Genomic DNA, 23,970 nt, shown 5'->3' with positions numbered 1-23,970 from the left:
GGCTACCTGACTAACTGGAAAGGCTTCTCGCTGGTGTGGTCATAGTCCACCAACTGGCCGTAATCAAGCCGGTAGATGCGATCGGCCACGTCGAAGTAGCGGTCATCGTGAGTGATGGCGATGACCGTTTTTCCGGCCGCCTGCAACTCGGGCAGCAGTTCGTGGTAGAACACGTGGCGGAACACCGGGTCCTGGTCCGCCGCCCATTCGTCGAGCAGCAGCACCTCGCGACCCTCCATCATCAGCAACAGCAGGGCCAGGCGCTTGCGCTGCCCCTGTGAAAGGGCTGTGGTAGACAGGCGTCCATCGACGAACTGCACCTTGTGCGCCAGCCCCAAGCGTTGCAGATAGTGATCGACCCGCTCCTCCAGCCCATCGAGCTGGCCGTTCTCACCAAGCACATCGGCGAACAGATAGAAGTCGGCGAAGATCGCCGCGAAATGCTCGCGGTGCCACTCGCTGTTCGAGACGTCCAGCGTCACGCCATTGAGCGCGACCGTCCCCTCGCCTGGCTGGTAGAGCCCGGTCAGCAGTTTGGCCAGGGTCGACTTGCCGCTGCCATTGCCGCCGACGATAAAGATCAGTTCGCCACGGCGAACGTGCAGATCGATGGGCCCCAGCTGGAAGGCGAATTCGTCGCTCTGCCCGGGGTAGTGGTATTGCACGTTGCTCAGGCGCAACTCACGGAAAGGCTCGGCGGCCTTGGGCGGCAAGGTGAAGTGCACCGTCTCGCCCAGGGCCAGGTCATCGATGGCCTGCAAGGCCACATGGCCGCGGATCACCGCCGGGACGGCATCGAGGATCATCGAGATCGGCGTACGCAGGAACATGATCGCCAACACGTAACCCATCACCACCTGCTGGCTCAGCAGCCCGAGGCCCTGACCGAGGAAGAACAGCGTACCGATCAACACGAACACCAGCAGCGACGTCCAGTTCAGGTTGATCGCCCACAGGGTATCGGCGCGTACCGAGGCCTGCAGCGAGGCCTGCGCGATCGGCTCCAGGCGCTGGTTGTACAGCATCTGCCGACGCTCCCGGCTCAAGGCCAGTTCGCAGCGACCGCTAATGGTCGCCTCGAACTGCTCGGTCAACCGGTCGTCCTGCTGCCGCACCTGCTGCATCAGGCGCTTGACCTTGCGCCCGAGCAGCACGTCGAGCAGCACGCCGAAGGCGATCACCGCCAGGGTCAGGGCGAAGAAGGGCAGGCTCAGCCAAGCCATGTAAGCCAGGCCAGCCAGCAGCAGCAAGCCGTTGTACAGCGAGATCGGCAATTGCTTGAAGGCCGTGGCCACGGTGGTCACATCCTTGGTCAGCGCGTTGTAGATGCGCGGGCTGCCCAGTCGCTCGATGCGCTCCAGGGCGGTGCCCAACACCTTGCCCACCAGGCGCAGGCGCAACTGATAGACCAGGCGATGGCCAATCTGCACCAGCAGCCACTGGGCCAGGGTGCCGCTGACGAACAGCAGCAACAGCAGGCCGGCGAACAGCGCCAGCGCCTGGCTCAGGTCATCCAATCCCTGCTCCAGGCTACGGTTGATAAAGCCGATCAGGCCGATGCTGCTGGCCGCACTCAAGGCACTGCACAGCACCGCCAGGAAAATGCGCCAGCGCGCATCATGCAGCAGTTCCTTCAATAACATCATCAGTTCGACACCTTCTCGGCTGGGTGTTGCGGCGCAATGCTTGGCGCTAGCAAGGACATCAGATCCGCACTCAGACGCGGCTCGGCAACGATCGCATGATGGCCGACATCCAGGCTCCAATCATGCAGCGCCTTGCGTGTGTGCGCCTGCCAGGAGGTCCGCAGATCACCGTGGGCATTGCTGCGCCACAACCAGATGGGCACGGCGACCACCGGTAAGGCCTGTTCGTAAAGGCGCGTCTTGATCGCCCGGTAGCGCACCATCACAGCCTGCAACTCGGCATCAGCGCCGTGGGATTGCAGATGCTCACGCACCTCGGCGTCGGCCAGCATGCGGGTCACTCCCTCGGCATAATCGCAATCGACCAGTTGCCGGGCCAGACGCTCGCGCAACGTATCGCCAAGCGGCCGTGAACGGCTGCGACACAGGAACACCAAGTCGGCGAGCAACTGGCCACCCTCGTCGCCGTCGCCAGCAAGGCTGCGCTGCGGATCATGATCCACCGCCGCCAAGGCCTTGATGGTGAAACCGGCTGACTGTAGGTGCGCAATCAACAGCAGCGCCAGGCGCGAAGCCAGGCACCAGCCCAGTACCACCAGCGGCCGCTGCTTGAGCGACTCAGGAATGCTCTGCACATAGCGCTGCAGCAGCCTGCCCAGATCCTTGCTTTCCCAACCCTCGCCAAATGCCGCCAGACCATAAACGGCCTGCTGTTCGCCAAGTTGCGCCACCAACGGTCGGTAGTCTTTCAGGTGACCCTCCGCGCCATGTACCAGGAGCAAGGCCGGCGCCTCACCGGCCACGTCGTTCAGTACCTGCCAGCCCTCACTATTCGCGCCCTGATCGAGGCTCTGCACCAGTTCGCGCACGGTCTGCCGCTCGAACAGCAGATTAGTTGGCGGGTTGAGCCCCAATTGTTCGCGAATCAGTGCCACCACCTTGATCGCCGCCAGGGAATGCCCGCCCGTGGCGAAGAAGTTGTCGGTCACGCCGAGATCCTCGACACCCAGCACGCGGCACCAGATTTCCAGCACGGCACTTTCCAGTTCGCCGACCGGGGCCACCCGCGCACCTTGCAGGCGCTGCCGGGCACGCTCCAGCAGTGCCTGCCGATCGAGTTTGCCATTGCTGTTCAGCGGCAGGGCTTTCAGGGCGAAGATGCCGGCGGGCAGCATGTAGTCCGGCAACTGTTGGGCCAAATCGTCGCGCAGCAGGTCCGCGGCCCGGCTCTGCCCTGGCTCCTCCACGACGAAGGCCAACAAGCGCTCACCATCAAGCAACACCGCCGCCTGCTCCACACCCGGCAGGCTGCGCAACGCCTGTTCGACCTCCGCCAGTTCCAGACGAAAACCGCGAATCTTCACCTGCTGATCATTGCGCCCGAGAATACGCAACGCGCCATCGGCCTGGCGCAACGCCAGATCACCAGTGCGATACAGGCGTGCGCCGGACCGCGAGTCTTGGCCGAATGCCGAACTGCCGACATCCCCCAGGTAGCCACGGCCGACACTGGCCCCGGCCACGCACAACTCGCCCGCCTGCCCGCAAGGCACGGGGCGCTGTTGTTCGTCGAGCAGATAGATGCGGTTGTTGCCGAGCACCTGGTCAAGGGCCGTGCCGCTCGCCCCCTGTTCGCTGTCGATGGCCCGCCAGAGCACGCCGACCGTGGTTTCGCTCGGCCCGTAGTGGTTGTAAAGGCGGCAACCAGACCCTGCCGCTGCCAGCCGCGCCAGCAGGCTCTCACCCACCGCTTCGCCGCCAAGAACCAGCACCTGACGCGGCAGCACACCCTCTAGCGGATGCTCGCCGATCAAGGCCTCGAGGTGCGATGGAACAATCTTCAGCACATCCAGCGGATGATCGCGCAGCTGCTCGGCGAAGGCCTGCGCATCGGTGACGCTGGCCTGGCTCAGCAGGTGCACGCAGCCCCCCTGCAGCCAGGCCGGGTACAGCACGGTATTACCCAGGTCGGCGAGCAGCGACGACACCAGCCCGTACTGACCACCAGCCGGCAAATCCAGCGCGTGAGTGATCTGGCTCGCGTAGTGGCGTAGCTGCCCCTGCTCGATCTGCACCCCCTTGGGCTTGCCGCTGGTGCCCGAGGTGTAAAGCACATAGGCCAGGTGCTGCGGCGCGCTGCCCACAGGCGCAGCGAGTGGTGCAGCGCTGCTGGCCTTCGACCAGGCCAGGCTGGGCACCTCGCAGACCAGGCTCGACTCATCCAGATGCAGCAGAACAGCAGGTTTGGCATCCTCGAGAATGCTGGCCAGACGCAACGGTGGCAGCGCCGGGTCCAGCGGCAGATAGGCCGCGCCGGCCTTGAAGCAGGCCAGCATGGCGACCAGCATCTGCGCGCCACGCGGCAGCAGCAGCGCCACCACTTGGTCAGGGCCAACGCCGGCCTGCTGCAAACTGCCGGCCACCCGTTCGCTCAGCTCATCCACCTCGGCATAGGACAACAGCCGCCGGCCATCGCGCAGCGCCGGACTGTGCGGCTGGTGGCGCGCATGGGCACGGAATCGCTCGACGATATCGAGGTCCGCTGGCAGTTCCCCGCCAGTCACTGTGGGCTGCCCCTCCTCCGCCAGCAAGGTATCCAGGCCGTCCAGCGGCGCTTGCGGCGCCTGCAGCAGTTGGCCGATCCAGTGCACGTAACGGCGCAGCAAGAGCTGCATCTGCTCGCGACGATACAACCCGGTGTCGTACACCAGCGCCAACTGGCCCTGGCCGGATTCATCCAGCAGCCAGTGCAGTTGCAGTTCCACCGGTGTGTCGAAGGACAAGGCCTGCAGCGCCTGTACCTCGGCCAGATGCTGCACGCGCAGCCCGGCCTGATAGCTGGCACGCCACTCCGGCAGCAGCTCGGCCTGGCCGAGGTACTCCTGCCAGAGCACGGCGTTTTCCAGTTGCCGGGCCAGCTGCCGGGCCAGACTGACCCAACTGGCGTGCTCGGACAAATGCACCTGCATGGGCAGCGTTTGCTCGAACAGCCCGTAGGCGCCCTGCAGCTCCTCATAGTCGTCACGCGGGTCGTGCTGCAGGCCCAACTGCGCATGCCGCTGACCGTTCAGGCGGCCGAGCAAGGCGCCCCAGGCTGCCAGGGCGAGTGGTTCGATGGCCAAAGCCTCGCTCCCGGCCAGTGCCTGCACGGCACTGCACAGTGCAGGTTCCAGCGCCTGCTGCACGCAGCCACGGGCACCGCTGGCCATGCCATAGCGCTCGATCAGGCGCAGCCCCGGCACCTCCTGTAGGGCCAGGTTGCGCCAGAACTGCGCGCCCTGCTCGGCGTCCTCGTCCAGTTGCAGGCCGGCGATCCACTCGGCGTAGTCGCTGTACTGCATCGGCTCGGCCTCCAGTGCCGCGCCCTGCCCCAGCAGCTCACGCCGCAGTTGCTCGAGGCTGTGCAGATCCAGCGAGCAGGCCGGCAGCGCCAGCCATAGCTGCTCGTCGCGCCACCAGGCCAGCAGGTCGGGCTGCTGCGCCAGGCACTGGGCCTGGGCGTCGCGCTGCCAGGCCGACGCATCGGTGCCGGCACCCGCCTGGTGCCAGTCCAGGCGCAACTCGCCCGGCTCGGCCACGCGCTGGCGCAGGCCTGTGGCGCCGAGCGGGCGCTGATAGCGCAGGCGCAGCGCATCATGTTGGCCCAGGGCGTCACGCAGACGCTGTTCGACCCGCTCTGGCGCAACGCCGGCGAGCGTCATGCGCACCCAGCGGTACGCCTGCGGGTTGGCCTCGGCCAATTGCTTCTGGGCCGGGGAAAGAGGCAGGCCAAGATCCATCATGGTGTCATCTCCAGAGCGTTTTCCTCAGCCGTCGCCGGTGCGGCCTCGACCTGATCGCGGCGATAGATATCGCCCATGGCGACGACGATGCGCCGATCGCCCTCGAAGGGGTCGCGGGCATGGGCGGCGAGCATGTTGTCGAGCATCACCACGTCGCCGCGCTGCCAGTCGAAGCGCACCGCACAACGCTCGTAAGCGGCATTGATCGCCTCGATGGCGGCCTCTTCCAGTTCGCTGCCATCACCGTAGAACACCTGCCGGGGCATGACGCTATCGCGCCCCTTGAGGAACTGCTCACGGATATCGGCATCGAGAAACGCCGGATGGTAGAGCTGGATCTGGTTGAAGAAGCTGGCATCGCCGGTCAGCGGGTGGAGGATCACCGCCGGACACACCTGGCGCGTGTGCAATTCGTTGGCACCGCGCCACTCGAACTCGATCCCGCCCTCATGGCAGATGCGCTCGGCCTCGGCACGCTCCTCAGTCTGGAAGAAGTGCTGCCAGCTGACATCCAGGCTGGCGCTGAAATTGCGCACGTACATCAGTTGCTTGCAACGCAGCTTGACCTGCAGCCAGGCCGGCAGCTCGCGGTACACCTCACGGCTGTCGACGATGGGCGTGGCCCCGCCGCGGGTGGCCGGCGTCTCGCAATAGAACCACTGCCGGCGCGGCCAGCGATGTTGGTGAGCGCTCTCGTTGTGGAACATGATCATGCGGTCCTTCGGATAGGGCGTGGACTTGTAGATCTTGTTGCCGCCCTCCTTCTTCGGCAGATCGCCATACTGGCCGTATAGCTCCGGGCACAACGCCTGGCAGAACTGCTCGAAGTCCGCCGGGGTCGGCAGATCGAAACCACGGAAAATAATCCCGCCGTGCTCGCGCAGCCAGCTTTCCACCTGCTCGCGATGGGCCTCGGCCCACACGGCCGGGGCCAGCTCGCGCTCGCGCAGTTGCACCAGCAGGGGGAAGCTGGATCCGGCACGCAGCGGCCGGGTTTCGATCGGTGTGGCCGCGGCAGCCGGGCCATTCTGGCGTAGCTTGCCGAGTTTGCTCATTTTGCGTTGCAGCGGGTTGTCCGTGGTGGTGGACATGGCAGCGGCTCCCTTGGAAGGCAGAGATAAGGCATCGATGGGGCTGTCCGGCGCACCCAGCGCAGCCTCGAGCAGCGCCAGGAAGCTGTCGCGCAAACGCTCGATGGTGGCTGGGCGGAACAGGCTGGTGCGATACACCCAGCGCAGGCTGAGGGCATCGCCGTCGGCAGTGGCGAACAGCGCCATGTCGAACTTGGAGTGTTGTTGTTCACGGCTCACCGGCGTGACCTCGATATTGCCGAGGCGGCGCGGCTGACGCGGCGTGTTGTCCAGTACGAAAAGGGTCTGCAGCAGCGGATGCTGGTTGGCCCCACGCGGCAGGTCGAGACATTCCACCACCTGGTCGAACGGTGTGTCCTGCCAGGCGAAGGCATCCAGGCAGACATCGCGCACCAATGCCGCCTGCTCACGGAAGCTGAGCTCCGGTTGCAGGCGAATGCGCAACGCCAGCAGGTTGACGAAGAAGCCGATCAGCACCTCGGTCGCCGGGTGTTCGCGGTTGGCCACGTCGGTGCCGATTACCAGGTCGCGGCCCTGGGTCTCGCGCTGCAGCACGGCGGCATAGACAGTCAGCAGCAACATGAACAGCGATAAGCCGCTCTCACGCTGCAAGGCCTCCAGGCGTGCCAGCGTCGCCGCTGGCAACTGGAAGTCCAAGGCCGCACCACCACTGTTATCGCGCTCGCCGCGTGGGAAGTCGAACGGCAACGGCACCTGGCTCGGTATGCCGGACAGGGTACGTTGCCAGAACTGCTGGCCCTGGCGCTGACGGGCGCGCAACACCGCTGAAACCTGCCAGGCGGCATAGTCGACGTACTGGATCGCCAGTTCGCGCTCGACGGGCAGCCGGCCCTGGCTGTAGGCCTCGTAGCCTTCGACCAGCTCACCGATCAGCACCGAGCCGGACCAGCCGTCGGAGGCGATATGGTGCAGCACCAGTTGCAGCACATGTTCCTGCTCGCCCAGGCGATACAGCGCCGCGCGCAGCGGTGCCTCAACGCTCAGGTCGAACGGGCGCGTGGCCATCTCATGTTCAGCCTGCGCCCACTGCGCCTGGCTCACGGTCGCCAGTTGCAGCGTCAACGCAAAATCCGCCTGGATGCGCTGGCGCGCCTCGCCCTGCTGCTGATGGTAGGTGGTGCGCAGGATCGCATGGCGCCTTACCACACGCTGCAAGGCCCGCTGCAACGCCTGGGTATCAAGGGCACCCCGAAGGCGCACGTTACTGCTCATGTTGAAGCTGCTGTCGCTCGGCTGCAGTTGCTGCATCAGCCAGACCCGTTGCTGCGCAGGTGACAGCGGCTGGTCGATGTGCTGATCGACCCGCGCGATGTTCAATCCAGCCGGGTCGATGGCGGTGGCCTGGGTTTCCAGGCGCGCCGCCAACTCCGTCAGCGAAGGCGTCTCGAACAGCCAGCGCAGCGGCACCTCGAAGCCCTGCTCGCGCAGCCGCGAACGCACCTGCGCGGCCATCAGCGAGTGTCCGCCGAGTTGGAAGAAATGCCCATCGAGCGGCACCTGCTCGAGCGGCAGCACCTGGCCCCAGATCTCGCTAAGCAGGGTCTCGCTGGCGCTCATCGGCCGCTGCGCGCTGCCTGCTGCCGCCTGCTGCTGGTTGCGCAACTGCGGCAATTGCTGGCGATCCACCTTGCCATTGCTGTTGAGCGGCAATCCCGGCAGCGCTTGCAGATGAGTTGGCAGCATATACACCGGCAGACGTGCCTGCAGATGTTCACGCAGCTCGTCTGTGCTCGGCTCGCCAGACAGACTGGCAACCCAGAACGCGGCCAGGTGCTCACCCTGCACCGCCACCACCGCCTGGGCGACCCCCGGGTGAGCGAGCAGCGCCGCCTCGATCTCGCCCAGCTCGATACGGAAGCCGCGCAGCTTGATCTGATCGTCGCTGCGGCCCAGGTAATACAACTGCCCATCCGCCTGCCAGCGGGCCACATCGCCGGTGCGGTACAGGCGCCCGCCAGCGCCGCCGAACGGGTCGGCGATGAAACGCTCGGCGCTCAGCGCCGGCTGCCCTGCATAACCACGGGCCAGTCCAAGGCCTGCGATATACAGCTCGCCGGCACGGCCTGGCGGAACCTCACAGAGGAACTCGTCGAGCACATGGCAGCGCGTGTTGAGCAGCGGCCGGCCAATCGGCACCACCGGCTGATGCAGCGTCTCCACCAACGTCTGGGTCGACCAGACGCTGGTTTCGGTCGGCCCGTAGACGTTGATCAGGCAGCCGACGAGCGGCTTCAGCTCGCTGGCCATTTCCGCCGCCAGGGCCTCGCCGCCGGCCAGGGCGACCCGCCCGGCCAGCACCTGGCGATCCCCCTGCAGCAGCATAGCCCAGGTCGCCGGGGTAGCCTGGATCAGCTCCACCGCCCGCTCACGGATCAGTTGCGCCAGCAGCAGCGGGTCCTCGCGTTGCTCGTCATCGGCGAGCACCACGCTGCCACCGCGCACCAACGGCAGGCACAGTTCCAGGCCGCTGATATCGAAGGTCACGGTGGTCAGCGCCAGGTAGCGCTGCACGCCGTCCAGCGGCAAGGCGCGCTCCATCGCCAGCAGGAAGTTGGCAAAGTTGCCCCGGCTGATCTGCACGCCCTTGGGCTGCCCGGTGGAGCCGGAGGTGTAGAGCGTGTAGGCCAGTTGCTGCAGGTGCCTCGGCAGCGCCGGTGCATCGGCCGGCTGCGCCTGTAACGCCAGGTCCTGCCAGAGCTGGCAGCGCAACGTGGCCGGGAAATGCTCATTCTGAAGGTCGCACAACAGCAGATGCGGGCGTGCCCGCTGCACGATGGCCGCCTGCCGCGCAGGCGGATGGCTCGGATCGAGCGGCAGGTACTGCGCCCCGGCCTTCTGGATGCCCAGCAGGCAGACCAGCAGGCGCTCGTCGCGCGGCAGGCAGAAGGCGATCGTGGACTCCGCCGTCACACCTTGCGCCAACAACCAGTGTGCAAGCTGGTTGGCCTGTGCCTGCAACTGCCCGTAGCTCAGTTGTCGGTCGCGGCAGAACACCGCGGTGCGCTCGGGATCCAAGGCGGCCTGAACCTCGAAGCGGGTCACGAAATCCGCCTCGATGTCCAGCTCGGCAGCTTCGCCCGCGCTGTGCAGGCGTTGTACCGACGGCAGTGGCAGCGCCAGCAGCGGCTGCTGCAGATCGAGATGCGCCAAGCTGGACAGCACACCCAGGTAATCGTCCACCAGGCACTGAATGCGGGCCGGGTCGAACAGCGCGGTGGCATACTCGACTATCAGTTGGCTGCTGGCCTCATCGCCACGGCCCTGGCTGAACACGTTGAAGGTCAGGTCGAACTTGGCGCTGATTGCCCCCTGCGGCAATGCCAGGGGCGCTACCGTGACGCCCGGCAGTTGCAGATTGCGCTCGCCGAGGTGATCCACCTGGTAGTTGAACATGGCCTGGAACAATGGCGTGCGGTCGAGGCTGCGCTCGACCTGGAGCACGTCGAGCAGGCGCTCGAACGGCAATTGCTCATGGACCCGGTCATCCGCCAGGCGCTGGCCTAGGCGCTGCAGAAAATGCTCCAGGCTTTCCAGCCCATCAAGCTGCACGCGGTAGGCCAGGGTGTTGACGAACAGACCGACCAGCGCCTGGCTGTCCGCCGCCTCACGCCCGGACACCGGCAAGCCGATGGCGAAATCGCGGCGCCCGGCGTGTTTCCAGAGCAGCAGCTGCTGCGCGGCGAAATACAGCACGAAGGGGGTCAGCCCAAGCTGCCCGGCACGGGCCGCGATTACCGCGATCAGCTCGCCTGGCAACGGGAACTGCTCACGCGCGCCGGCATACGCCTGCACTGCCGGGCGCGGGCTTTCGCTGAGGGCCAGCGGCTCGTCACTCAAGCCCTGCAGGCGCTGCTGCCAGTAATCGAGCAGTACCTGGCCGGCATCCCCTTCCAGCGCCTGGCGCTGCGCTTCGATCACTTGCAAAAGGCCCGTTCTGGGCGCGGACTGACGACCCTCGTAGAGGGCGGCCAGATCCTGCACCAGCAGCCCCATGGACCAGCCGTCCACGGCGATATGGTGAACGTTGAACAGCAGGCGATAGTCATCTTCAGCGAACTGGAACAGGTCGATGGCCACCAGCGACCCCTGGGCCAGGTCGAAAACCCGCTGCGCAGCCAGGGCAATCGCTGCCTCACGTGCACCTGCCGGCGATGCGCGCAGATCGTGCAGGGCGAAGCTGGCCTCGGGCGCCTCCACCAGGCGCTGGCGCACCTGCCCGTTGTCCTCGAAGAAACGGCAACGCAGGGCTTCGTGACGTTCGATCAGGCTCAGACAGGCGCTGCGCAAGCGTGGCACGTGCAATTCACCCTGCAAGACCAGCAGTTGCGTGACGTTGTAGGCAGTGGTGTCGGGTTCGAGCTGCTGCATGAACCACAGCCGCTCCTGGGCATGGGATAGCCGCGCCAAGGCACTGGCCAACGCTGGCGACGCCTCTGCCGGCTCGCTGCGGGTGGCAGGCGCCGGCTTCAGAGCGGCCGCCAGTTGCCGCGGCGTGGGGTTTTCCAGCAACTGGCGCGGCATCAGGCGCAGGTCGGCCTGGCGCAGACGGGCGATCAGTTGCAGGCTGAGAATCGAATCGCCACCCGCGGCGAAGAAGTCATCGTCCAGCCCCAGTTGCGGCTGGCCCAGCAGTTCGCGGAAGGCCGCCAGAATACTGGCCAGACGCGGCTGCGCGCGGCAGTCGGCACTTGCTGCCATGGCCGCCAGGGTCGGCTGTTCCAGCACGTCACGCGGCTGCAGCCGGAGCCCTTCGCGCGCGGCGAGGCCGATCAGTTGCAAGCTGAGAATCGAATCGCCGCCGAGGGCGAAGAAATCGTCCTGGCGAGTGACCGCGGCGCAGCCGAGCACCTGGCACCACAGCCGGGCCAGCAATTGCTCGCTGACGCCCTGGGGCGCCTGCCCGCCCGCGTTCACCGCCACGTTAGTTTCAGGCTCAGGCAAGGCGCGGCGATCCAGCTTGCCATTGGCGGTCAGCGGCAAGGCATCCAGGCTCGACCAGTACGCCGGCTGCAGCGGTTCGGGCAGTTGCGCCCGGGCCTGCGCCTGGATGGCGCTCAGTTCGTCCGGGGTCAGGCGCGGCGCGACATAGGCCACCAGTTGCATGCGCCCCTGAATCTCGCGGGCCAGCACGGCGGCTTCGCGTACCAGCGGTTGCCGGCTCAGCCAGGCACTGACCTCACCAGGCTCGACGCGAAAACCGCGAATCTTCACCTGATCGTCCTGGCGCCCGAGGAACGCCAGACGCCCATGGTGATCCAGGCGTACCCGATCACCGCTGCGGTAGAAACGCCGCCCTGCGTCATCGATGAAGGCAGCGGCAGTGACTTGCGGCTGGCCCAGGTAGCCCAGCGCGACCTGGGGGCCGCCGATCAGCAACTCGCCCGCCACGCCGCGCGGCACGGGCTGGCCCGCCGCATCGACGATCCGCAGCTCGGCACCGGCCAATGGCTGGCCCAGCGGCAGGTAAGCGGCCTGCCCGGCCTCCGTCACCTCGCCACAGACCACGCCGACGGTGGTTTCCGACGGGCCGTAGTGGTTGAACACGCGCAGCTGCGGCGCCAGTTCGCGGATGCAGGCGAACAGCGCCGCATCGAAGCCTTCACCGCCCAGGATCAGCAACTGCCGTGGCAGTACCCGCCGGGCATCGTCCAGCGCCAGCATGCCACGCAAATGCGAAGGGGCGATCTTCAGGCAGTCCACGGGATGTTGAGCCAGGAAATCGGCCCAGCCTGGTGGATCGAAGGCCAGCGCGGCCTCCGGCAGGATCAGCGGATCACCTGAGTGCAAGGCGGCGAAGACGCAGGTCAGGCCGAGGTCGGCGGCGACCGTGGCCAGGGTCGCCCAACGGCTGCTGGCGCTGGCCTGCAGGCGCTGGCTGACGGCAGCGGCGTAATGCGCCAGGTTGGCATGGCTGACCAGCACGCCCTTGGGCTGGCCGGTCGAGCCCGAGGTGTAGATCAGGTACGCGGCCTGTTCGGGCTGGCTAAGACTGGGCACGGGTTGGCACGGTGCGGGGGCGGCGAGATCGGCGGCGCTCAGTTGCAGACGCGCGACCGCGCCGTTCAGCGCTGGCGCCTCGGCCAGGGTCAGCAGCAGGCTCGCCGCGCTGCTTTCAAGCAGTTGCTGCAAGCGCTGCACGGGCTGCGCCGGGTCGAGGAACAGGCAGGTCGCACCCCGTTGCCAGCAGGCCAACATCGCCAACACCTGCTCGGCGCTGCGCGGCATACACAGGGCTACGACCTGGCCGGGGCCGACGCTCTGCTCGGCCAGGCGCAGCGCCAGTGTCTGCACGGCATTGGCCAGATCGCCGTAGGCCAGCGACTGCCGTGTATCGCACAGCGCGGGCGCTTGCGGCGTGCGCGCGGCCCACTGCTGCACCTGTCGATCCAGCGGCTCAGGGCTGGCGCCCAGCGCGGGGCCATGCAATTCGCTGCCCGGCGAGGCGAGGCGCAGTGCCGACAAGCGCTGCCCGGGATTGGCTGATGCCTCCTGCAAGATGGCCTGCAGATCGTCGAGTAGTTGCTCGATGGTGGCCGCCTCGAACAACTCGTCGCTGTATTCCAGCTCGCAGCGCAGGTGCTGGTCGGCGCAACGCAGCAGACGCAGGGTGAGATCGAAACGGGCATGGCGCTGCGGCGGGTCGAGCACCTCGACGCTTACCCCCGGAAGGCTCAGGGTGCGGCTTTCTGGTAATTCGACCTGCACGAACATGGCCTGGAACAACGGGCTGGAACGCGGCCGGTCGAGGGCTTCGAGGATCTTTTCATACGGCAGGGTCTGCTGGTCGAACGCTGCCGCCACGCTGTCGCGGGTGCGCAGCAGGGCACTGCGAAAGTCCGGGTCGTCCTCCAGGCGCTGGCGAATCACCAGGGTGTTGAGCAGCGGCCCGATCAGCGGCGCCAGCTCGGGGCGATCGCGTTGCGCCACCGACGTACCCAGGCACAGGTCACGCTCGCCGCTGTAGCGCGCCAGCAGGCAGGCAAAGGCGGTCAGGCCAAAGATATACAGGGTCACGCCCTGCTCGCGGATGGCCCCATCCACCTGAGCCGACAAGTCAGCCGGCAATTCGCGCACTCGTACCGCGCCGCTATGGCGGCGCTGGTTGGCGGGCGGACGCGGATGATCGCAGGGCAAGGCCAGCGGCCCGGGCGCATCAGCCAACTGGCTGCGCCAGTAATCGAGCTGCTGGCGGCAGGCGTCGCTGGCCAGCCACTCGTGCTCCCAGGCGGCATAGTCGGCGTACTGGATGTCGAGCGGCGGCAACTGGGCTGGCACGCCCAGGCTCAGGGCACGGTAGCCCTCGGCCAGCTCGCGGGTCAGTTGCTGGGCCGACCATGCGTCGTAGGCGACGTGGTGGATGGTGAAGAACAGCCAGGTGCTGCCCTGCTCGGCATCGCTGAACACGCGCCAGCGCCATGGCACCTCGCGGCTCAGGTCGAAGGGCTCGGCCAGTTGTCGGGCGTACTCGTCGGCGCACCATTGCTGCGGGTCGGCAAGCGCCTCGCGGGGTAACGGCTCGACCACCGGCAGGCCCGCCGTCCAGGGCTCGCAGTGCGCCTGCAAATGGCCTCCGGCATCGGCCACGTAGCGAGTGCGCAGGATCGTGTGCCGCTCCACCAGTTGCTGCATGGCCTGCTGCAGGCACGCCAGATCCAGACGGCCATCGAAGCGCAGCACCGAGCAGAGGTTGTACAGCGCACGGCTGCTCAGGGCCTCGGCCGAGAGAAAACGCAGTTGCGCATGGGCCAGCGGCACCGCTGCACCCTCCCTGCCAGCGGCCGGGACGATGGGCAGGCGCCAGCTATCGATGCCCTTCTCGGCCAGGCGCTGACGGAACAGTTGCTTCTTGTCCGCCGGCAGTGAGGCCAGGCGCTGGGCGATCTCGACAAAGGCCTGTTGGTTGGTCACATTCATCTTCAGTCTTCCATCTCTGCCAGCAAACGCTGCATCTCATCCAGTGCCTGGTCGGTCGAAGGCCGCTGCGGGTTTTCGATCTGTTCGGCCAGGCCGGCAATGGTCGGGTTGTGGAACAGGCTGCGCAGTTCGACCTTGACGCCGAAGCGGCTCTCCACCCGGGTCATCAGGCGCATCGCCAGCAGCGAATGGCCACCGAGTTCGAAGAAGCTGGTGAGCACGCCGACCTGCGGCAGGTCGAGTAGCTCCTGCCACAGCTCGGCCAGTTCGCGCTCCAGCGCCGTACGCGGGGCCACGCCTTGCTCGGCCTGCGCTTGCGGCGCCGGCAGGGCCTTGCGGTCGATCTTGCCGTTGGCATTAAGGGCGAAATGCTGCACCTGGATGAAGCCGGCCGGCACCATGTAGGCTGGCAGCAGGCCCTCCAGATGACGGCGCAGCGCCACCTCGTCGACCGGGCTCGCGGCCTGCAGCCAGGCGAACAGGCTGTGGCTGCGCGCATCGAGCATGACCACCGCCTCTTCCACCCCGGGGTAACGGCGCAGCAGCGATTCGATCTCACCCGGCTCGATGCGGAAACCACGCACCTTGACCTGGAAATCGGCGCGGCCGACATAGGCCAGGCGCCCATCGCTGCGTCGACGCACCCAGTCGCCGGTGCGGTACATGCGGCTGCCAGGCTCGCTGGCGAACGGATCGGGCAGGTACGCCGCTGCGGTGATCGCCGGCGCCCGCTGGTAACCACGGGTCACCCCGCTGCCGGCGATATACAGCTCGCCGGTGCTGCCCAGCGGCACTGGCCGCAGGCATTCGTCGAGCACGTAGCAACGGGTGTTGAGCAGCGGCATGCCAATATCAGCGACGCCGGCCGGTACTTCCCGCAGCGCCTGGGTGGTCGACCAGACGGTGGTTTCCGTCGGGCCATAGGCGTTGATCAGCCTCACCCCCTTGGCCTGCAGCACACTCACCAGTTCGGCCGGCACCGCTTCGCCGCCGATCAGGCCGCGCAGGACCGGCCAGTCGTCACGCCCGGTTTCCAGCAGGATCTGCCAGCCGGCTGGGGTGGCCTGGAACACCGTGGCACGGCGCAGCAGATCGAACAGGCGGTGACCATCGACCACCTGCTCGCGACGCGCCAGGAGGATGCTCGCGCCCTTGAGCAGCGGCAGGAACAGCTCCGGCTTGCACATATCGAAGGCGTAGGTGGTGCTGGCCAGCCAGATGTCCTCGGCCGTCAGCGGCAACTGGCGGTCGAGGCCGGCAAGCAGGTTGCTCAGGTTGCCACGGGTGACCTGTACGCCCTTCGGCGTGCCGGTGGAGCCCGAGGTGTAGATCACGTAGGCCCGCTGCAGCAGCGCCACCGGTAATGCCAGGTCGTGCGCTGGCTGTTCGTCCAGCGGCAGGTGGTCGACGGCCAGGCTGTCGACACTGCCGAGCACGTCGGCGCAGGCCTGCTCGCTGAGCACCAGTTGCGGCCGCGCATGTTCGATGATGAAGCGCAGCCGTTCGCCCGGTTGCTGCGGATCCAGCGGCAAGTAGGCCGCGCCCGCCTTGTGGATCGCCAGGATGCTGGGCAGCAGCCAGGGGCCACGGGTCAGGCACAGCGCGACCAGATCGTCGCAGCCGACACCCTGGGCGCGCAGCCAGTGGGCCAGGCGGTTGCTCAGGGCATTGAGCTGGGCATAGCTGTAGCGTTGCTCCTGGCAAACCACGGCCAGTGCATCCGGGGTACGCAGGGCCTGGCGCTCGAAGCGCGCGATCAGATCCTGCGTCTCGCTCAGCGCATGCGCCGGCAGGTTCCACGTGCGGCGTGTCAGGGCATGATCGGCATTCGCCAGGTCGATATCCCACAGCCGCGCCTCGGGCCGCGCCAGCATGCCGTCGAGCAGGTGACGGTACTCGTCGGCGTAGCGTTGCATGGTGCTGGCGACGAACAGCTCGGTGTTGTACTCCAGCACGCAGTGCCAGGCGCTGCCGTGCTGCTCGATATGCAGGCCGATGTCCACCAGGGCGCTGTCGCTCTCGACATCCAGGCGCTGCGCCGGCAGGCCGGCAAAACCCTGGCCGACCGCCGCCACGTCATCGCGCTGGATCAGGTTGAACAGCGCCTGGAACAGCGGCGTATGGCTGAGATCGCGGCGTACCTGCAAAGCCTCCACCAGCCGCTCGAAGGGCACGTCGCCGTGCTGCTGCGCGTTCAGGTGGGTGGCTTGCAACGCCTGCCAGAACGACGCCACAGATTGCAGTGGGTCGATCTGGCTACGCAGCACCTGGGTGCTGGCGAAATAGCCGATGAGGTTGTCGGTGTGCGCCTGCTGACGCTGCGCCACCGGCAGGCCGATCCACAGCTCGCGCTGCCCCGAATGCCTGGCCAGCAGCACTTTCCATGCTGCCAGCAGAGGCGCGAAGGCGGTCAGGCCATGGCGCTGCGCGGTGCCACGCAGGCGCTCGACTAACTCGACGGGCAACTCGAAACGCAGGCGCCGCCCGTGGTAGCCCTGCTCGGCAGGACGTGGCAGGTCGGTGGGCAGGTCCAGCACCGGCGGTTCGCCGGCCAGGGCCTGCCGCCAGTAGTCCAGCTGCGCTTCAATGCATGCCTGCCCGGCAGGGGTCTGCCAACTGGCGGCGACATCGCTGAACTGCAGCTGCAGCGGCGCCAACGCCGCGTGGGTTGCGCTCAGCTCGGCCTGGTAAAGGCGTTGCAGCTCATCAAAGAAGATCTCCAGCGAGCGGGCGTCGGCGATGATGTGGTGCAAGGTGGCCTGCAGCACGCTCTGACCTTCGCCCTGATACAGCCGCACCCGCCACAGCGGCGTTGCGCTCAGGTCGAAGGCGCGCTGCGCTTCCTCGCTCAAGGTGCGGGCGAAGGCCGGCGAATGCACATCCTGCTGCAAGGGCTCGACGCGCAGCAGCGTGCCGTGCAACTGCACGACCTGCTGCCGCGCGCCTGCTTGCGTCTCGCTGAACACGCTGCGCAGGCTGTGCTGGCGCTCCACCAGTTGTGCCAGCGCGCGTTCCAGGACTTCGGCTTGCAGAGTACCGTGCAGGTGCATAGCCAGTGACAGGTGGTAGGCCTGGGTGTCGCCCTGCAAGCGGTCGAGGAACCACAGCCGCTGCTGGGTGAAGTGCAGCGGCGCCGTCGCCTCGCCGAATGGCCGCAGGATGCTCTCGCCTGCGCCCTCGGCAGTGGCCAGGATGGCCGCCAGTTCACCCAGGGTCGGGCACTCAAACACGCTGCGCAGCGGCAGTTGCCGCTCGTAGCGCTCGGCGATGCGCGCCACCACCCTTGCCGCCAGCAGCGAATGGCCGCCGAGGGCGAAGAAATTGTCGCCTGCGCCAACCGCGTTGCAACCGAGCAGCTCGCACCACAGTTCGGCCAGTTGCGCCTCCCAGGGTTTGCTCAGCTCGCCGTCGCGCTGACCTTCATGTTGGAGTGGAGCCGGCAGCGCCTTGCGTTCGACTTTGCCACTGGGGCTCAGCGGCAAGCTGTCGAGACGCACGAACTGGCTCGGTAGCATGTAATCCGGCAGGTGCTGCGCCAGTTGCACGCGTAGAGCGGCGTCGCCCAAGTCAGCACCCGCCGCCTGCGTGACCGAGTAGTAAGCCACCAGACGCGCGCTGTCGCCGCTGCCGAGCAGCACCACAGCCGCTTCCCGCACCCCGGTGAGCCGCGCCAGCAGGGCCTCGATCTCGCCCAGCTCGATACGGAAGCCACGCAGCTTGACCTGGAAATCCAGGCGCCCCTGGTAGTCCAGGCTGCCTTTGGCGTTGCGCCGCACGCGGTCGCCGGTGCGGTACATGCGCGCCCCCGGCACGAAAGGATCGGGCAGGAAGCTCACCGCACTCAGGGCAGGTGCGGCGAAATAGCCACGCCCCAGGTTGGCACCCGCCAGGTACAGCTCGCCGGAAACGCCCGGAGCCACGGGTTGCAAGTCGGCGTCCAACACATAGGCGGCGGTATTGACCACCGGCCGGCCGATCGGCACCTCCACCCCGCCCTTCTCGCCCTGACGCGGCTCGAAGGTGCTGTAGACGGTGGCCTCGGTCGGCCCATAACCGTTGATCACCTGGGCACCACGCTGCTCCATGGCCTCGGCCAGCGCGCACGGCAGGGCCTCGCCACCGGAAATCGCGCGCACGCCCTGCCAACTGCGCTGGGTGTGCGCCACCAACATGCGCCAGGTGGCAGGGGTGGCCTGCATCACCGTCGGCTGGCCGGCCTCGATCAGGCGGTCGAGGGCTTGCGGGTCGCGTGCCTGCTCACGGTCGGCGAGCAGGATGTTGGCCCCGCGACTCAGCGGTAGCAGCAGCTCGACGATGGCGATATCGAAGGTCGCTGTGGTCAGCGCCAGCACCCTGTCCTGCGCCGTCAATGGCAGCACCTGCTGTACGCCGAGCATGAGGTTCATCAGGTTGCCACGGGCGATGGCCACGCCCTTGGGCTGGCCGGTGGAACCCGAGGTATAGAGCACGTAGGCGAGCTGGGCAGGATGCACGCTCGGCGCGCGGTAGGGCTCGGTGGTGGTCAGCGCATCGATATCCAGCAGTTCGACGGCGCTGCCCCACTCTGCCAGTTCCGCCAGGGCCTCGGCATTGGTCAGGCACAACCGCGGCTGCGCATGAGCAAGGATGTAACGGCCGCGTTCGGCAGGGGTGTCCTCGGCCAGCGGCACGTAGGCGGCGCCAGCCTTGAGAATGGCCAGCATGGCCATGGGCAGCCGCGCATCGCGCGGCAGGCGCAGGGCCACACGATCCTCGGCGCCGACGCCACGGGCCTGCAAGGCAGCGGCCAGGCGGTCGGCCGCCTGGTTCAGTTCGGCATAGCTCAGGCGCCGTTCGCCGGCCTGCACGGCGATGGCTTCAGGCTGCCCGGCGACCTGCCGTGCAAAGGCCTGCAGGATGTCTTCCCGGCCCTCCACAGGCTCACCGTGCAAGCGCGCAAGCGCGCGCTGCTCGGGCGGCCAGGCGAGTTCGCCCAGTACCTGCTGCGGTTGTTCGAGCACGGCATCGAGCAGCGCCAGATACTGCTCGAGCATCGCCTGCGCGGTCTGCTCACGGAACAGCTCGCTGCTGTACTGCAGGCTCAGGGCGATGCCGTGTTCGCTGTCGCGCACGTCCAGATGCAAGTCGCACAGGGCGCTGTCCGGGCGGTTGTCGAGCGGCTCGGCGATCAGCTCGGTCAGGTCGAAACGCTCCAGGGCATGGCCTGGGAAGTAGTTGAACATCGCTTGGAACAACGGGTTGTAGCTGACCTGGCGGGCCACGCCGAGCTGTTCGATCAGGTAGTCGAAGGGCAGGTCCTGATGCGACTGCACCGCCACGGACAGCGCCTGCAACTCGCGCATCAGTTTCAGCAGGCTGGCCGTGCCGGAAAGCTTCTGGCGATAGACCAGAGTATTGACGAAGCAGCCCACCAGCGGCTGCAACGCCGCGTGATGGCGGTTGGCGGCCGGCACCCCGACGAGGATGTCGTGCTCGCCACTGCGGCTGCGCAGCAGCAGCTGGAAGGCGCAGAGCATGGGGATGAAGTTGCTCCAGCCCTGGCTCGCGCTGAATGCCCGCAGGCGCGCCGCCAGCGCATCCGGGAGGCGTTGCTCGACGCGCCCGCCGGCCTGGCTGGCATGGGCCGGCCGAGGGAAGTCCGCGGCCAGCTCGAGCACCGGCAATTCGCCAGACAGCTGCTCGCGCCAGTAGGCCAGCTCGTCCTGGCAGGCGGCGCTGTCCATCCACTGGCGTTGCCACAGGGCATAGTCGGCGTACTGCATCGGCGCCTCGGCCAACGCCGGTTTACGCCCCTGGCGCAGCTCGCGGTAATGGCTGCAAAGACCGTCGATGATCAGTTGCAGCGACCAGCCATCGGCGACGATATGGTGGCAATTGAGCGCCAGTACGTGCGCCTGCGGCCCGAGGCGATACAGGCAGGCACGCAGCAGCGGCGCGCTGTCCAGGGCAAACGGAGTCATCGCGTCCTGGCGTAGCAGGTCGTGCAACTGCGCCTCGCTGACCACCTCGATCAGCGGCAAGGCCAGCTCGGCCATGGCGAGAATGAGCTGCGACGGCTCACCGCCGTCGCTGACAAAACGGGTACGCAGGACTTCGTGCTGATCGACCAGGGCCTGCAGAGCTGCCTGCAGGTCAGCAACATGCAGGTCGCCGCTCAGGCGAACCGCGCCGGCCAGGTTGTAGGCCGGGCTTTGCGGCTGCAGTTGCTGGAGGAACCACAGGCGCTGCTGGGCAAATGACAGCGGTAGTGTCTGCGGACGCGGCAGGCGCATCGGCGTGGTTTTCTCGCCGGGCTGCTGTTGTTCCAGCCACTCGGCCATGGCGGCGATGGTCGGGCGCTCGAAGACCACGCGCAGGGGCAGTTCCTTGCCGCTAAGCTTGCCGATCTGGCCGATCAGTTGCGTGGCCAGCAGCGAATGCCCGCCCAGCTCGAAGAAGTGATCCTGAATGCCGACCCGCGCGAGCCCCAGCACGCCCTGCCAGGCTTCGGCCAACTGCGCTTGCAGCTCACTGCTTGGCGCCACGTAGCGCGCCTCGCTCTGCGCGGCGAAGTCGGGCGCCGGCAGGGCTTTGCGGTCGATCTTGCCGTTGGCGTTGAGCGGCATGCGTTCGAGCAGCATGAAAGCGCTGGGCAGCATGTAGGGCGGTAGGTTGGAGGTAACGAACTCGCGCAGCGCCTCGATGGAGGGCTGTGGCTCGGCCACCAGGTAGGCGACCAGCACCTTGGCGCGCTGCTGGTCGTCACGGGCCAGCAGCACTGCTTCACGCACGCCGGGGTAACGGGTCAGGCAGGCTTCGATCTCGTCCAGCTCGATACGGTGGCCGCGAATCTTCACCTGGTGGTCGGTACGACCGACGTACTCCAGCTCGCCATTGGCCAGGAAACGCGCCAGATCGCCGGTGCGATACAGGCGGCTGCCGTCGTTGGCGATGGGGTCGGGCAAAAACACCGCCGCCGTGCGTGCCGGGTCGGCCATATAGCCACGGCCAACCCCCACGCCGGCGACGAAGATTTCTCCCACCGCACCGCGCGGCACCGATTGCAAATCAGTATCGAGCAGGTACAGACGGTTGTTCAGGGTGGCGCGACCAATCGGCACACTGCTGCGAGACTCAGCCAGGCGCTCGGTGAGCGGATGGAAGGCCACGTCGTCGGAGCATTCGGCCGGGCCGTAGGCGTTCATCAGCGGGATGCCGGGGTAGCGCTCGAACCAGCGCCGCGCCAGCGCCGGTGGCAGCGCCTCGCCAGTGGCCAATACCCAGCGCAGTGCGGTGCGCTCCAAGCCCGCTTCGAGCAGGCTCTGCATCAGCGACGGCACCGCTTCGAGAATACTCACGCCATGGCGAGCGATGGCCTCGGCCAGCGCCTCGGGGTTCTGAATCACGCAGTCGCCGAGAATCACCGTGCGCGCCCCCAGCACCAGGCCGGCGAGGGTCTGCCAGACGGAGATGTCGAAGCACTGCGGCGCGCTCTGGGCGATCACATCATCTTCATTCAGGCCCAGGCCCGGCAACTTGCCAATCATGTTGTTGAGCATGCCGGCGTGAGCCACCATCGCCCCCTTGGGCGTGCCGGTGGAGCCCGAGGTGAAGATGCAGTAGGCAAGCGAAAGGCCATGCACGGGGATGTCCAGGTCGGCATCGCTGTAGCCGCTCAGAGCCGCTGGCTCGTAGCGGATCGCCGCCGGCGGCTGCGCCATCTGCTGCAGCGCCTGCCGTGCGAGCTCACCCTGCTCCACGCCATGCAGCAGCAGCGGCGAACGGCTCTGGGTGAGCACTTGGGCCAGGCGTTGCGGCGGATTGCGCGGGTCCAGGGGCAGCCAGCCGGCGCCAGCCTTGAGTGTGGCGAGGATCATTACCACCAGGTCGAGGCCACGCTCATCGAGCAACGCCAGCAGGTCGCCGTCCTGAACGCCATTGGCGCGCAGATGACGGGCCAGCCGGTTGGCTGCCCGGTTCAACTGATCGAAGCTCAGGCTGTGCTCGCCATGCACCACGGCGATTCGCTCGGGGGTGCGACGCACCTGCTGTTGCAGGCGCTCGACGTACAGCGGCTGCAGTTGCGCCGGGTCCGCCGCCAGGTCACCACTGGCCCAGGCGTGCTGTTGGGCGATCTCCGCCGCATCGAGCATGGCGATGCGTTGCAACGGGATATCCGCCTCGCTGGCCAGGCTGTCGCCCATGTTCAGCAGCAGCGTGCGGAAGTGGCGCAGCATCTGCTCGACTTCCTCGCGCAGGAACCAGTCGGTCTGGTAGGTCAACTGCAGGTGCAGGCGCTCGCCGGGCACGATTACTACGGTAACCGGATAGTTGGTGTGGGTGCGGTTGGCCATGTCGCTGATCAGGTAGTCCAACTGGCCCTGGCGCAGGCTGGCGGAGATCGGCGCGTTCTCAAAGACGAACAGGCTCTGGAACAGATCCTGGCGCTGAACCTCGCTCCAGCTCTGAATCTGCGCCAACGACACGTTTTCATGTTCGCGCAGGCTCAGGTTCTCGGCCTGCAAGGCCTTGAGCCAGGCACCGAGGGACTGCTGCGGTTGCCAGCTCCAGCGCAGCGGCAGGCTGTTGATGAACAGCCCGACGATGCTCTCCATGCCCTGCATGTGCACCGGGCGCCCGGCCACGGTGACGCCGAACAGCAGGTCACGATTACCGCTGTAGCGCGCCAGCACCAAGGCCCAGGCACCCTGCACCAGAGTGTTGAGGGTGATGCCCAGACCGCTGGCGGCCTGCTGCAGGCCCTGCGTCTGCTCGGCGCTGAGGTGCTCGACGCAATCCTCCACCGGCTCCGGCGCATCGATCACGCGGCCAGGATGGCCGAAACCGAACTCGGTGGGGGTGTCGAAACCGGCCAGGCGCTGCTGCCAGAAAGTCTGATGATCCTCAGGCTTTTGCTGCTCCAGCCAGCGGATGAAGTCGCGGTACGGGCGTGGCTTGGGCAGCTCCAGACGCCGCCCCTCACGCGCGGCGCGGTAACCGTCGAGAAAGTCCATCATGATGATGGAGAAGCACCAGGCATCCATGAGGATGTGGTGATAGCTGCGCACGAACTGGTAGGTGTCCGGGGCCAGCTTGAACAGGCGCACACGCATCAGCGGTGCCTGGGTGAAATCCAGCCCCTCGCGACGCTCCTCGGCCAGCATATGCTCCAGACGCCCCTGCTGCTCGGCCTCGTCGATATCCGACCAGTCCTCATAGCTGATCGGCAGTTCGACCTGCTTGTGCACCACCTGCATCGGCCGCTTTTGTTGCTTCCAGACGAAGGAGGTGCGCAGCAGCTCGTGGCGCTCCACCACCTGTGCCCAGGCCTGGCGGAACGCCTGCAGATCGAGTTGCGGCAGCACCATCACATGGCGGTACTGCAGCAGGTACATGCCCTTGCCCAGGTGCATCAGGCTGTGAAACAGCAACCCCTGCTGCATAGGAGCCAGGGGATAGATGGCCTCGATATTGCGGGAAAGTGCTTTGACCTTGTCGTTCATGCCGAGGGTCTCCTTGCCATGGGCTGGGGATGTA

At 67.0% G+C, this 23,970-nt stretch carries 4 protein-coding genes; all 4 read right to left on the bottom strand.

Annotated elements, in window-relative coordinates:
* Window positions 1-2 precede the first annotated feature (2 nt).
* Genes GIW28_RS09180 through GIW28_RS09165 form a run of 4 tightly spaced genes read right to left on the bottom strand, consistent with a single transcriptional unit; the run spans window position 3 to window position 23,936 of the window.
* A complete protein-coding gene (locus GIW28_RS09180) occupies window positions 3-1,646 on the bottom strand; it encodes a cyclic peptide export ABC transporter (RefSeq protein ID WP_236445983.1) in 1,644 nt (547 codons plus the stop codon).
* Window positions 1,646-5,428 (bottom strand): non-ribosomal peptide synthetase, encoded by a 3,783-nt coding sequence (locus GIW28_RS09175; RefSeq protein WP_236458956.1) that lies wholly within the window; start codon window positions 5,426-5,428, stop codon window positions 1,646-1,648. Before GIW28_RS09175 ends, GIW28_RS09180 begins: the two co-directional genes overlap by 1 nt.
* The gene (locus tag GIW28_RS09170) at window positions 5,425-14,454 is read right to left on the bottom strand and encodes a non-ribosomal peptide synthetase (RefSeq protein ID WP_236446818.1); all 9,030 of its coding nucleotides are present in this window, start codon (window positions 14,452-14,454) and stop codon (window positions 5,425-5,427) included. Before GIW28_RS09170 ends, GIW28_RS09175 begins: the two co-directional genes overlap by 4 nt.
* 2 nt (window positions 14,455-14,456) lie before the next feature.
* Window positions 14,457-23,936, bottom strand: a complete 9,480-nt coding sequence (locus tag GIW28_RS09165; protein WP_236458957.1) for a non-ribosomal peptide synthetase — start codon at window positions 23,934-23,936, stop codon at window positions 14,457-14,459.
* Window positions 23,937-23,970: the final 34 nt, after the last annotated feature.

It is taken from the genome of Pseudomonas sp. PA-5-4B (genome assembly GCF_021606215.1).
Taxonomy (GTDB): Bacteria; Pseudomonadota; Gammaproteobacteria; order Pseudomonadales; family Pseudomonadaceae; genus Aquipseudomonas; species Aquipseudomonas edaphica.
The sequence above is the reverse complement of the archived record's forward strand: the minus strand, read 5'-3'. Positions and strand labels throughout refer to the sequence as shown.